We start from the raw sequence: 13,248 nt of genomic DNA, 5'->3' as shown, positions 1-13,248 counted from the left end.
CGCCACCAGGTGTAAAGGGAGAATCGCTTGAAAGTGAATAAGACGGTAGACAAGCGAACGCAGCGCGGTTCGCGTCGACCCTCGACGTCGGCCCAATCGACCCGGGTCAAGGCCGCGAAGGACACGGCGCGGCGTTTCGGATTGCGCCTGCAGGGCTCCCTGCGCGAAGGCGTGGTGGTAGTCCTGCTGGCCGTGTGCGTATTTCTGCTGCTGGCCCTGTTCAGCTATCACCCGGCAGACCCCGGCTGGTCCTATCAAGGTCCGGAAACCGACGTGCGTAACTGGATGGGCCCGGTGGGCGCCTGGCTTGCGGACGTGCTCTACTCCCTGCTCGGCGCCAGTGCCCTGTGGTGGCCCGGCATGTTCGGCTTCGCCGCCTGGTGGTTGATGCGCTCGCGCCAGGTACGCTTCGAGCTCGACCCGGTCGCCATCGCGGTGCACGCCGGTGGCCTGGTGCTTCTGATGTTCGGCACCACCACCCTTGGCGCGCTGCACTTCTATCACCCGCAGAGCATTCTTCCCTACGCTTCCGGCGGCATCCTGGGCGAGGGGCTGGTGGCCACGCTCAGGCCGCTGGTCGGCAGCGGTGGGGTGGGGCTGATTGCCGCTGCCCTGATCCTGATCGGCTTTCCGCTGTTCTCCGGCATGTCGTGGCTCAACGTGGCCGACGAGGTGGGCAAGCGGCTTTGCCGCATCGGTGGCTGGTTCGGTGCCCGTCGCGCCCGCGCTCGCCAGAAGCGCGAGGACCGCAAGTCGATCAAGGCTGCGGCCCGCGAGGCGTCGCGCAAGTTCAAGGAGCGTACCCGCGAGGACAACAAAGCTCGCGATATTGAGCAAGAGCAAGAGACGCCGGCACCCGTCGCCGTCGAGCAGAACGCGCCACCCGCCAAGGTGCGCCCGCGCGAACAGGGGCGTCGCGAGCCGAGCATGATGGCCTTCAGCGCGGATGACGACACGGTGACCGACACCTCCATCCCCTGGGAGGCGACCGACAAGGCCTACACGCCGCCGCCCGCGCGGCAGGAAGAAGCCGCGTCCGCCGTCGAGGCGCCCCTGGCCGCACGCCGCGACACGCCGGTACCAGTGGCGCCCGCCAAGGTCGAACGGGTCAAGGCCGAGCCTTCGCTGACGGTCGACCCCGAGGTAGCGTCCGAGGCCCCCGAGCGCGTGGCGCCGAGTGAGCACGCCGAGGCGATCAAGCCCGAAACGCCCGCGCCCGCCGTCGAGCCCGAGACACCTCTCGACCGTGAGCCCGAAGCATCTGCCATCGAGCCGCGCGCCGAGGCCTTCGCGATCTCCGCTCGCGACGAGGCGCCGGTGAGCGCTGCGCGCTTCTATATCGACAATGACGGTATCGACGATGACAGCGACGCCGCAGCCGACGCCCTAAACGCCAGCGAGCCGCCAGAGGCGCCGCGCAAAGAAGCGCCCGCATCGCCCGTGTTCGGCGCACCGCTTGCGACCGACCGCGTCGATGTCGAGCCCCCGCCCCGGCGCGTGCCGGAAGTGGTGCCGGAGCCGGTGTGGGACGAGGACGACGAGCCGGAGCTTGCGCCTGAGCCGCGCGCCGTTCGCCAGGAGCCGACCTTCGCCTCGGAGTCCGTCGAGCCGGAACCGGACAACGGCCCGACGCTCTGGACCGTTGAGCATCTGCAGAGCCAGCGCCCGGCGTTCGAGCCCCTCGAGGAGCCCGAAGGCGAGGTGCCGAGCCTGCAGCTTCTGACCCCGCCGGAGCCGCACCAGCCGAACTACACCGAGGAGCAGCTCGCCGACATGGCCGAACTGCTCGAGGTGCGCCTGCGCGAGTACGGTGTCAAGGCGGAAGTCGTCGACACCTGGCCGGGCCCGGTCATCACCCGCTTCGAGATCAAGCCCGCCGCTGGCGTGAAGGTCTCGAAGATCAGCAACCTCGCCAAGGATCTGGCGCGCTCGCTGATGGTCAAGAGCGTGCGCGTGGTCGAGGTGATTCCCGGCCGTCCCACGGTGGGCATCGAGATTCCCAACCCGCACCGGGCGATGATCCGCCTGCGCGAGGTGATCGATTCCGACCGCTACCAGCAGGAGAGCTCGCCTTTGACCATGGCGCTCGGCCAGGACATCGGCGGCGGCCCGGTGGTCGCGAACCTGGGCAAGATGCCCCACCTGCTGGTGGCCGGCACCACCGGTTCGGGCAAGTCCGTCGGCGTCAACGCCATGCTCATCTCGATGCTGCTCAAGGCCAAGCCCGACGAGCTCAAGCTGATCATGGTCGACCCGAAGATGCTTGAGTTGTCGGTCTACGATGGCATCCCGCACCTTCTGGCCCCGGTAGTCACCGACATGAAGGAAGCCGCCAACAGCCTGCGCTGGTGCGTGGCGGAAATGGAGCGGCGCTACAAGCTGATGGCAGCGATGGGCGTGCGCAACATCGCCGGCTTCAACGCGCGCCTGGACGAAGCCGAGCGCGCCGGCGCCCAGGTGGCGGACCCGCTGTGGGAACCGCAGCCCTGGGAGGTTCACCAGACCCCGCCAGTGCTCGAGAAGCTGCCCTATATCGTGGTGGTGATCGACGAGTTCGCCGACATGTTCATGATCGTCGGCAAGAAAGTCGAGGAGCTGATCGCGCGGTTGGCCCAGAAGGCGCGTGCGGCAGGTATCCACTTGATCCTCGCCACCCAGCGCCCGTCGGTGGACGTGGTGACGGGGCTGATCAAGGCCAACATTCCCTCGCGCATGGCGTTCCAGGTCTCCTCGCGCATCGACTCGCGCACGATTCTCGACCAGGGCGGCGCCGAGAGCCTGCTGGGCCACGGCGACATGCTCTACCTGCCGGCGGGGTCCGGGCCGCCCAATCGCGTCCACGGCGCGTTCGTGGATGACGACGAGGTGCACCGGGTGGTGGATGACTGGAAGCGCCGGGGCGAGCCCGAGTACATCGACGAGATTCTCTCCGGCGGCGTCTCGGCGGATGCACTTGCCGGGCTCGAGGCCGACGGGGTCGATGGCGACGATGCCGAGCAGGATGCGCTCTACGATGAGGCGGTGCAGTTCGTCACCGAAACCCGCAAGGCCTCGATCTCCGCGGTCCAGCGGCGCTTCAAGATCGGCTACAACCGCGCCGCGCGCCTGGTAGAGGCGATGGAGGGCGCCGGGGTAGTGTCGTCGATGGGTGGCAACGGCTCGCGGGAAGTGCTCGCGCCGCCGCCGGTGAACCAGTGAGCGCCAATCGTGCAACAAGCGTGAAAATCGCTCGCTGGGTGAAACCCCGGCGGGCGCAAGGCGTCTGAGTGTGGACACAAGGACGTAGCAAGGTCCGACCGATAACGCATCAACGCGGGTAACCCCGCCATTTGGCAATTTGCCTAGGGAGTATGGTAATGAGCGACATCGACACTCGACGTTCCTCTTCGTTGGCGCTGGCCGCCAGCGCGCTGGGCCTGAGCTTCGCCTCGCCGCTGGTGCTCGCCAATGACGCCGCCGAGCGCCTGACCGAGCGTCTGGAGCCGCTGGAAACCTATCAGGCGCGCTTCGAACAGCAGATCACCGGCAGCGGCGGCGAGCGCCTGCAGGACGCGCGCGGCGAAATGTGGCTGTCGCGTCCGGGCATGCTGCGCTGGGAAGTCGAAGCGCCGTATTCCCAGATCGTCGTCTCCGACGGTAGCGACGTCTACCTGTACGACCCGGACCTGGAGCAGGTCACCGTACAGGCGATGGATAACCGCGTCTCCCACACGCCGGCGCTATTGCTGTCGGGAAGCGCCCGTGATCTGACCAACAACTACGATGTCTTCCACGAGCAGCAAAGCGGCGAGGACACCTTCACCCTGATTCCCACCTCCACGGACACCCTGTTCGAGGAGCTCTCCATGGTGTTCGAGGGCGAGACCCTGACCGAGCTTTTGATGACTGACAGTACCGGCCAGCGTACCGCCATCACCTTCAACGGAGTCACCCAGAACGGGCGCATCGACCGTGGCCTGTTCGATTTCGAGATTCCCGAAGGCACCGACGTGATCCGCGAAAGCTTCTGATCCCGCAATACGTCACATCGCTTTACCATGATCGGGCGCCTCAGGGCGCCCGATCCGCGTCTGCATCCTTCGCCTCGCGCCAGGCCATGATCTCGCCAAAGCGCTTCTCCTGCCCGAACGGGCTGGGTTCATAAAAGCGCGCGCGGGGCAGCTCTTCGGGCCAGCAGTCGTGGGCGCTGCCCGCCGGGTAGCCGTCCTTCTCGTTGTGGGCGTAGCGGTACCCTTCGCCGTGGCCGAGCTCTTCCATCAGCTTGGTCGGGGCGTTGCGCAGGTAGGTAGGCACTTCGAGCCGCGGCTGGCTCGCCGCGAACTGCTGGGCGGCCTTCCAGGCCTGGTCGATGCGGTTGCTCTTGGGCGCGACCGCCAGATGGATGGCGGCGTGGGCAATCGCCCGCTGGCCCTCGTAGTCGCCCAGGCGCAGGTAGGCGTCCCAGGCGGCGATCACCAGCGGCAGTGCCCGTGGGTCGGCGTTGCCGACGTCTTCCGAGGCGATGGCGCTGAGCCTGCGGACCACGTCGAGCGGGTCCCCCCCACCCTGGATGAAGCGCGCCATGTAGAGAAGCGCCGCGTCCGGGCGCGAGGAGCGCACTGACTTGTGGATCGCCGAGAGAAGATCGAAATAGGCGTCTCCCTGCTTGTCGAAGGCACTGGATTGATGGCCGATGACGTCCGCCAGCGCATGCTTGGCGAGCACCTCGCCGCCGTTTTCCTGCCGAGTAAAGTCGCAGGCGGTTTCCAGAAGCCCGAGCGCTCGGCGCGCGTCGCCGGCAGCGGCGCGGGCCAGCGCCTCGAGCACGCCCTCTTCCACCGTGATGGCGCGACTGCCCAGGCCGCGCTCGACGTCGTCGAGCGCCTGGCGCATTACCTGGATCAACTCCTCTTCGGTGAGCGACTTGAGTACGTAGACCCGCGTGCGTGACAGAAGCGCCGAATTCACCTCGAAGGAGGGGTTCTCGGTGGTCGCGCCGATCAGCGTTAGAAGCCCGGACTCCACATGGGGCAGAAGCGCATCCTGCTGGCTCTTGTTGAGGCGGTGGATCTCGTCGAGAAACAGCAGGGTAGTGGCCCTCGACGCCTGGGCGCGCTCGACCACCGCGCGAATCTCCTTCACCCCGGCCATCACGGCGCTGAGCTGTTCGAAGCGTGCGTTCGAGGCGCGGGCGAGCAGCTCAGCAAGAGTGGTCTTGCCTACTCCCGGCGGGCCCCACAGAATCATCGAGCGCACGGTATGCGCGGCGGCCATCTGGCGCAGCGGCTTGCCTGGCCCTACCAGCGCTTGCTGGCCTACGTAGTCGTCCAAATCGCGCGGGCGCATGCGGTAGGCAAGCGGTGCGCCTTCTGCAAAGCCCGGGGCGCTTTCGAAAAGATCCATGATCACACTTCCATCGTCTGGCGGCGTTTGGCGCCGGCGAGTCTCGCAAAGCGCGTTGCGCACGACTACCTTAAAACATAATCTTAGGGGTGGCCCATTGCGCGAGACGGGCTTGCGAACGCGCCGGCGCGAGCGCATGGTAAAGCATCGATTGTAGTAGAAATTGTAGTAGAAACTGTCTTGCCCGCGCGCGCGTCTAACGCTTTGACAGGGACTCGAGGCGAGCGGCTCGACCCTCTTTAAGGAGATGGAATCATGTTAACTCAACTGCGTCTGGACCATGCCAACATGGCGCGAATGCTCCATGTTCTACAGCTCAAGCAGAAGACGTTGGCCCAGGGTGAACGGCCCAACTTCAAGCTGATGCGCGAAGTGGTCGACTACATTCTCTCCTACATGGACGATTTCGCTACCCCTCTCGAGCGCATCTGCGTCGAGCGCCTCGAGACTCGCGCCCAGGAGGAACTGCCGCTCATGGAGAAGATGGCCGAGGACTACCGCGCGCTCAAGCCGACGCTTGCCAGGCTTTCTGATGACATCGACACGATCTTGATGGACAACGTGCTGCCGATGGACCGCTTCGCCGAGGACCTGAGTGCCTATCTCGAAGCGCATCGCACCTATTTGCGCCATGAGCGCGAAGGGCTCTTTCCCTTGATCGATAAGCACTTCTCCGCCGAGGACATGGAAGAACTTCGCCAGGCCCTGCCCGAGAAGGCCGAACAGGAGCTTGAGCGGCTGCAGCTTGCCTATCCGGAACTCTACGCGGAGCTTCGCGACGCCGACGTCCCCGAGGTCTAGTCCCGCGCCCGGCCGAGCATGTTAAACTGGCGCCTTCGAAACGAACGCGCGAGGGCGCTGTGGCTGACTCCTCCTATGAGCGGGACGGGGCGCGATGAGCGCCCCGGTCCTCATTTTCGATTCCGGCGTGGGCGGGCTTTCGGTGGCCCGCTCGCTGGCGCTGCGCCATCCGGACATCGCCCAGTGCTACGCCTGTGACAACGCCTGGCTGCCCTACGGGGTGCGTGACGACGTCACTTTGTCCGAGCGCATCCTGGCCGTATGCCGCGCCGCGGTGGCCGCGTGCGGCGCGGGCGCGCTGGTGGTCGCCTGCAACACCGCCAGCACCCTGGCGCTGGATCGGCTTCGTGCGACGCTTCCCATCCCGGTGATCGGCACCGTGCCCGCCATCAAACCGGCGGCGCTTGCCAGTCGCACTCGGCATATCGGGCTGCTGGCCACCACTGCCACGGTCAACCGGCCCTACACCCAGAACCTGATCGAGCGCTTCGCCAGCGACTGCCGTGTGAGCCGGATCGCTGCCGACCCGCTGGTGGTCCAGGCCGAGACCTGGCTTGCTGGCGGTGACATCGACCGCGACCGGGTCAGCCGCGCGCTGGCGCCGCTGTGGCAAGCTACCGCCACGTCCCCGGCGCTGGATACCGTCGTACTGGGTTGCACGCATTTCCCGTTGCTCAAGCCGGTGCTCGAAGCCTTGGCACCGGTGCCGCTTGGCTGGGTCGATTCCGGCGATGCCATCGCCCGCCGGGTGGCCGACGTGGCTGCTCACTGTACCGGGCGCCGGGACGGGCGCTGCTTCACGACCGCCGCGGCCGACCATCTCGTCGCTGGCTTCGCCGAGTTCGGCTTCACGCATCCGCGCCGTCTGGCGCTGCCTTGAGCCCAGGGCTCGGTCCGTTCCATTCCTTCGACTCGTCCATTCACAAGGAGCCGCTTTGGCCATTCCCGCTGTCGACCCCCAACGCTACGCTGAACAGCTCGCCGAGAAACGTGCCTACGTCGAGGGGCTGTTCGCCTCCTTCGCGCCGCCGGCGCTGGAAGTCTTTTCCTCGCCGCCGAGCCACTACCGTCAGCGCTGCGAGTTTCGCCTCTGGCACGAAGGCGACGACCTGTTCTACGCCATGTTCGAGGTCAACCCAGACGACCCCAAGGACAAGAAAGTCGTGCGCCTGGACCAGTACCCGGTGGCGAGCGAGCGCATCAACGACCTGATGCCCAAGCTTCGCGAGGCGCTGCTGGCAAGCGACACGCTGAGGCGGCGCCTTTTCCAGGTGGAGTTCCTGACCACGCTCTCCGGCGAGGCGCTGGTCACGTTGATCTACCACCGCCCGCTGGACGCGGACTGGGAAGCGCAGGCCCGTGCGCTCGAGACCGAGCTCGGCATCATGATCATCGGCCGCTCGCGCAAGCAGCGCCTGGTGCTGACCCGAGATCACGTCTGGGAACGACTCACTGTCGATGGCCGCACCCTCGACTACCAGCAGGTGGAAAACAGCTTCACCCAGCCCAATGCCCACATCTGCCAGGAGATGCTGGGCTGGGCACGCAACGTGACCCAAGGGAGCCAGGCGCGGGATCTGGTCGAGCTCTACTGCGGCAACGGCAACTTCACCCTGGCGCTGGCCGAGAACTTTCGCCGCGTGCTCGCCACCGAGATCTCGCGCACGTCGGTGGCCAGTGCCAACGTCAATATCACCGCCAACGAGGTGGGCAACGTCAGCGTGATGCGCATGTCGGCAGAGGAGTTTTCACTGGCGCTCAAGGGCGAGAAGAGCGGGCGGCGCGTGGCCGAGATGGACCTTTCGAGCTACGACTTCTCGACGGTGCTGGTGGACCCGCCGCGCGCCGGGCTCGACGAGGAAAGCTGCCGGCAGGTCAGCGAATACGAGCAGATCGTCTATATTTCATGCAACCCGGCAACGCTTGCCGACAACCTGACCCAGCTTTCGCAGACCCACGACATTGAGCGCTTCGCCTTGTTTGACCAATTTCCCTTTACCCACCACTGTGAGTGCGGGGTGCTCTTGACGCGGCGCGAGCGTTAATGCCGAAGCGGCATACTCCATGAGAAAGCTGGCAGGTGAATAGAGCGGCGCTGGGCAATCGCGTAAGCTACGCCATGATGGCCTAAGGGCCCATGATCGTTCGTTTTTTTTGGCCTCTGATGGGGCTTGGGCAATCGAGGTGATGGATGCACTACGTTGCGAGTGAAGAGAGTCGGCAGGATCTTTTGAAACAGCTGCAGGAGCGCCTGGAGTCGAGGCTCGGCACCGAGCGGGCGGCGCGTGTCGAAGCCTTCGCCCGCCACTTTTACGCCACCGTACCGGTCGAGGACCTGGTCGATCGCCGGCTCGACGATCTCTACGGCGCCACGCTCTCGATCTGGCAGTTCCTGCAGCATCACGATCCGGACAGCCCCAAGGTACGCATCTTCAACCCGGACTTCGAGGAGCACGGCTGGCAGTCCAACCACACCTTCGTGGCGGTGCTCCACGAAGACATGCCGTTTCTGGTCGACTCGGTGCGCATCGAGCTCAACCGGCGCGGCTTGACCGTTCACGCGATCCAGAACGCGGTGTTTGCCGTCGCCCGGGACGCCCGCGACCAGCTCGAGACGCTGACCTCGCCGCGCGCCGAAAACGCCCCGGAGGCGCGCGAGTCGCTGATCGTGATCGAGGTCGACCGCCACACCGACCGCGAGTCACTCGCTAGCATGGAGGAGAAGCTCAACAACGTGCTGCGCGACGTACGCACCGCCGTGCACGACTTTGAGCCCATGTGCGCCCAGATCACCGCCGCCATCCAGGAGCTCGAGAAGAACTGCCCGCCGCAGATCGACCCGGACGACCACGAGGAGGCGATCGCCTTTCTCGAATGGCTTCTTAAGGACAACTTCACTTTCCTCGGCTACGACGAGTACCGCCTGGAGGAGGGCGAGCTCAAGCGCGACCCGCAGAGCGTGCTCGGCGTGTTCCGCTTGAACCAGTCGCGCTATCGCGAGCGCATCCGCGCAGAGGAGGGCCAGGACGAGAACGGCCTGGTGCTGGTGCCGCAGCTTTTGTCGTTTGCCAAGAGCGCGCACCACAGCCGCGTTCACCGGCCCACCTACCCGGACTACATCACCGTTGACCGCTACGACGACGATGGCAACGTGATCGGCGAGCGGCGCTTCTTCGGTTTGTTTACCTCGACGGTCTACAACGAATCGCCGCGCAACATTCCGCTTCTGCGCCGCAAGCTGAAGGCGGTGATGGACATCGCCGGCTTCAACCCGCAGGGCCACAACGGCAAGCAGCTTCTGCAGGTGCTCGAGGTGTTCCCGCGCGACGACCTGTTCCAGATCGGCACTGAGCCGCTGGCCGAGACGGCGCTGGGCATCCTCAACATTCGCGAGCGTCGCCAGGTGCGCCTGTTCATTCGCACCGACGTCAGCGGCAAGTTCTACTCTTGCCTGGTGTTCGTGCCGCGGGACGTGTTCTCGACGGACCTTCGCCAGCGCATCCAGGCAATGCTCTGCGACGAGCTCGACGCGCGCTTCGGTGACTTCAACACCTATCTCTCGGAGTCGGTGCTGGCGCGCATCCAGCTGATCCTGCGCTTCAAGGGCGACGCCCCGAGCGACTATGACCTGAAGCATCTGGAGAAGAAGGTTGCGCGGCTCTCGCGCAGCTGGCGCGACGAGCTTCAGGAGGCCATGCACGAAGGCTTCGGCGAGGAGCGCGCCAACGCGTTGATGGAGCAGTTCCAGCACGCCTTCTCGGCAAGCTACCGCGAGGACTTCAACGCCCGTACGGCGGTGTTCGACATCCAGCACCTGCTGGCGTTGCAGGGCGAGCAGGAGCTGTCGCTGTCGCTCTACCGGCCGATCGAAGAGCAGAACGGGGGCATGAACCTCAAGCTTTACCACCGCAACGCCCAGATCCCCCTGTCCGACGTGCTGCCGATGATGGAGAACTTGGGCCTGCGCGTGCTCGGCGAGCGTCCCTACGATATCAGCGGCCCCGATGAGCGCTACTGGATCCACGACTTCGAACTCGAGCATGGCCGGGCCGGCGTCGATATGAGCCAGATGCGCGATACCTTCAGCGAGGCATTCAAGCGCATCTGGGCGGGGGAAGCGGACAACGACACCTTCAACCGGCTGGTGCTGGGCGCCGGGCTCGACTGGCGCGAAGTGGCGATGCTGCGCGGCTACGCACGCTACCTGAAGCAGATTCGCTTCGGCATGTCCCAGGACTACATCGCCGCTACCCTCGCCAATTACCCGAAGATCACCCACGCCCTAGTGGAGCTTTTCACCACGCGCTTCGACCCGAGCCTGGAAAACCACGATACTCGCGACTGCGAACAGCGCCTGCAGGAGCAGCTCGAGAGCGTGGCGAGCCTGACCGATGACCAGCTCTTGCGGCGCATGATGGAGCTGATCAAGGCGACGCTGCGCACCAACTACTACCAGCGTACCCCGGAAGGCGGCTTCAAGGACTACATCGCCTACAAGCTCGAACCTTCCAAGGTGACCGGCATTCCCAAGCCGCGCCCGGCCTTCGAGATCTTCATGTGTTCGCCACGCGTGGAAGGCGTGCACCTGCGCGGCGGCAAGGTGGCCCGCGGCGGGCTGCGCTGGTCCGACCGTCAGGAGGACTACCGCACCGAGATCCTGGGGCTGGTCAAGGCGCAGCAGGTCAAGAACGCGGTGATCGTGCCGGTGGGCGCCAAGGGCGGGTTCGTGTGCAAGCGCATGCCGGAGAACGCCGACCGCGAGACCCAGCAGAAAGAGGGCATCGCTTGCTACCAGACCTTCATCCGCGCGCTGCTCGACGTCACCGACAACCTGGTGGGCGGCGAGGTCGTGCCGCCCAAGAACGTGGTGCGCCACGACGATGACGACACCTATCTGGTGGTCGCGGCGGACAAGGGCACGGCGTCGTTCTCCGATATCGCCAACGAGATCTCGCTGGAGTACGGCCACTGGCTGGGCGACGCCTTCGCCTCCGGCGGGGCCAACGGCTACGACCACAAGAAGATGGCGATCACCGCTCGCGGGGCCTGGGAGTCCGTCAAGCGCCACTTCAAGAACCTGGACCTGGACACCCAGCAGGACCCGTTCACCGTGGTCGGCATCGGCGACATGGCTGGCGACGTGTTCGGCAACGGCATGCTGCTCTCGGACAAGATCAAGCTGGTCGGCGCCTTCAACCACCTGCACGTCTTCGTCGATCCGCACCCGGACCCCGAGGCCTCTTTCGCCGAGCGCAAGCGTCTGTTCGAGATGCCGCGCTCGAGCTGGGAAGACTACAGCCAGGAGCTGATCTCCAAGGGCGGCGGTGTGTTCAGCCGCAGCGCAAAGTCGATCACGATCTCCGAGGAGATGGCCGAGGTGTTCGGCATCAAGGCCGATAGGCTCTCGCCCAGCGAGCTGATCAACGCCATGCTCAAGGCCAAGGTCGACCTGATCTGGAACGGCGGCATCGGCACTTACGTCAAGGGCTCCGACGAGACTGACAGCGATGTGGGCGACAAGGCCAACGACAGCCTGCGCATCAACGGGCGCGAGCTCAACTGCCGCGTGGTGGGCGAGGGCGGCAACCTCGGCCTGACCCAGCGTGGGCGCATGGAAGCCGCCGCCAAGGGCGTACGTGTCTACACCGACTTCATCGACAACGCCGGCGGGGTCAACTGCTCCGATCATGAGGTCAACATCAAGATCCTGATCGACGAGGTGGTCACGCGCGGCGACATGACCGAAAAGCAGCGCAACGAGCTGCTGGCGGACATGACCGACGAAGTGGCGGATCTGGTGATTCGCGACAACTACCGTCAGACCCAGGCGATCGATCTCTCGGAGATGCTGTCGCGTCAGGGGGCGGGGCCCTACCGGCGCTTCATCAGCGAGCTGGAGAACGCCGGCCAGATCGACCGCGAACTCGAGTTCCTGCCCTCCGACGAGAGCCTCAAGGAGCGCGCCGGCAATAGCGAAGGCATGCGCCTGCCGGAGCTCTCGGTGCTGATCTCCTACGCCAAGAGCACGCTGAAGGGCGACCTGATCAAGTCCGACGTGCCGGACGACCCCTACATCCATCGTCACCTGGAGAACCTCTTCCCCTCGGTGCTGGTCGAGCGCTACCCGACCGAGATGTACGAGCACCGCCTGAAGCGCGAGATCGTCGCCACCCAAGTGGCCAACGACCTGGTGGATCGCATGGGTATTGTCTTCGTGCGCCGGCTGATGGACTCGACCGGCGCGGGCCGGGCGGACATCGCCCGGGCCTACGTGGTCGCCCGCGATGCGTTCAACCTCAAGGAGCTGTGGGGCCAGATCGAGGCGCTGGACAATCAGGTACCCAATCGCGTGCAGTACGCCATGATGCTCGACCTGATGCGCATGGTGCGTCGCGCCACGCGTTGGTTCGTGCGCCTGCACTTGGGGCTCTCCACCCAGGACACCATCGAGTACTTCGCCCCGCGCCTGGCGCAGCTCCAGGAGGGCATTGGCGATTTGCTGAGCGGTGAGGAGCTCGCGGCGTGGCGGCGGCGTCGCGATGACTTGATCGAGGAGGGCGTGCCCGAGGCGCTGGCCTCGACCGTAGCGGCTTCCAGCAGCCTCTACGCCGGGCTTGGCATTATCCATGCTGCGCGTGCCACCAACGAGAAGCCTCAGCGTGTGGCGGAAGTGTTCTATGAGATCGGCAATCGCCTGGAGCTTCCCTGGATGACCCATCAGGTCACCCAGCTCGAGGTGCGCGATGCCTGGCAGGCCCAGGCGCGCGAAACCTTCCGCGACGACATCGACCGTCAGCAGCTGGCGCTGACCGTGAGCGTCTTGAAGCTCGACGCCGGCAGCCGCGATACCCAGGAGCTGGTCGAGCAGTGGCTCGAGCAGCACGCCGACCTGCACCGTCGCTGGCGCCGCCTGATCGACGAGGTGCGCGGCGGCAGCGAAGGCGGCTTCGCGCTGTTCGCCGTGGCGGTGCGCGAGCTCGTCGACCTCGCCGAGAGCGGCAGCGAAAGCTAGGCGTTCTCGCCGTCATGATCGCGCCCTGCGGGGCGCGATTTTTTTTGCCGGTC

7 protein-coding genes are annotated in these 13,248 nt (G+C 65.6%); 6 read left to right on the top strand and 1 reads right to left on the bottom strand.

All coding sequences use genetic code 11. From position 1 onward, the window contains the following. Positions 1 to 27 precede the first annotated feature (27 nt). Both GEV37_RS00570 and lolA read left to right on the top strand, forming a co-directional pair. Positions 28 to 3,198, top strand: coding sequence for a DNA translocase FtsK (locus GEV37_RS00570; protein ID WP_227388227.1), 3,171 nt, complete (start codon positions 28 to 30; stop codon positions 3,196 to 3,198). Positions 3,199 to 3,356: 158 nt separating this feature from the next. Beyond that, the gene (gene lolA, locus GEV37_RS00565) at positions 3,357 to 4,010 is read left to right on the top strand and encodes an outer membrane lipoprotein periplasmic chaperone LolA (protein WP_227388226.1); all 654 of its coding nucleotides are present in this window, start codon (positions 3,357 to 3,359) and stop codon (positions 4,008 to 4,010) included. A 40-nt stretch (positions 4,011 to 4,050) separates the two neighbouring features. Here the strand turns inward: lolA and GEV37_RS00560 are convergent, their stop codons facing one another. Then, a complete protein-coding gene (locus GEV37_RS00560) occupies positions 4,051 to 5,382 on the bottom strand; it encodes a replication-associated recombination protein A (protein WP_227388225.1) in 1,332 nt (443 codons plus the stop codon). A 255-nt stretch (positions 5,383 to 5,637) separates the two neighbouring features. On the opposite strand from GEV37_RS00560, the gene GEV37_RS00555 reads away from it, so the two are divergent. From GEV37_RS00555 to GEV37_RS00540, 4 genes are all read left to right on the top strand, one after another. Further along, the gene (locus GEV37_RS00555) at positions 5,638 to 6,183 is read left to right on the top strand and encodes a hemerythrin domain-containing protein (RefSeq protein WP_227388224.1); all 546 of its coding nucleotides are present in this window, start codon (positions 5,638 to 5,640) and stop codon (positions 6,181 to 6,183) included. A gap of 94 nt (positions 6,184 to 6,277) precedes the next feature. Beyond that, positions 6,278 to 7,063 carry a glutamate racemase gene (gene murI, locus GEV37_RS00550; RefSeq protein ID WP_227388223.1) on the top strand — a complete coding sequence of 262 codons (786 nt, stop codon included), beginning with the start codon at positions 6,278 to 6,280 and terminating at the stop codon, positions 7,061 to 7,063. A gap of 55 nt (positions 7,064 to 7,118) precedes the next feature. Then, complete coding sequence (trmA, locus tag GEV37_RS00545; RefSeq protein WP_227388222.1) at positions 7,119 to 8,228, top strand: tRNA (uridine(54)-C5)-methyltransferase TrmA; 1,110 nt, start codon at positions 7,119 to 7,121, stop codon at positions 8,226 to 8,228. A gap of 146 nt (positions 8,229 to 8,374) precedes the next feature. After that, positions 8,375 to 13,195 (top strand): NAD-glutamate dehydrogenase, encoded by a 4,821-nt coding sequence (locus tag GEV37_RS00540; protein WP_227388221.1) that lies wholly within the window; start codon positions 8,375 to 8,377, stop codon positions 13,193 to 13,195. Positions 13,196 to 13,248 lie beyond the last annotated feature (53 nt).

The organism is Vreelandella malpeensis, from assembly GCF_020622355.1.
Lineage (GTDB): Bacteria > Pseudomonadota > Gammaproteobacteria > Pseudomonadales > Halomonadaceae > Vreelandella > Vreelandella malpeensis.
This window is presented reverse-complemented; position numbering and strand designations above follow the sequence as displayed.

Bases quoted from the DNA above. Each gene is read 5' to 3' on its own strand.
- lolA (WP_227388226.1), top strand. From the start codon at position 3,357: ATGAGCGACATCGACACTCGACGTTCCTCTTCGTTGGCGCTGGCCGCC.
- GEV37_RS00560 (WP_227388225.1), bottom strand. From the start codon at position 5,382: ATGGATCTTTTCGAAAGCGCCCCGGGCTTTGCAGAAGGCGCACCGCTT.
- GEV37_RS00555 (WP_227388224.1), top strand. From the start codon at position 5,638: ATGTTAACTCAACTGCGTCTGGACCATGCCAACATGGCGCGAATGCTC.
- murI (WP_227388223.1), top strand. From the start codon at position 6,278: ATGAGCGCCCCGGTCCTCATTTTCGATTCCGGCGTGGGCGGGCTTTCG.
- GEV37_RS00540 (WP_227388221.1), top strand. From the start codon at position 8,375: ATGCACTACGTTGCGAGTGAAGAGAGTCGGCAGGATCTTTTGAAACAG.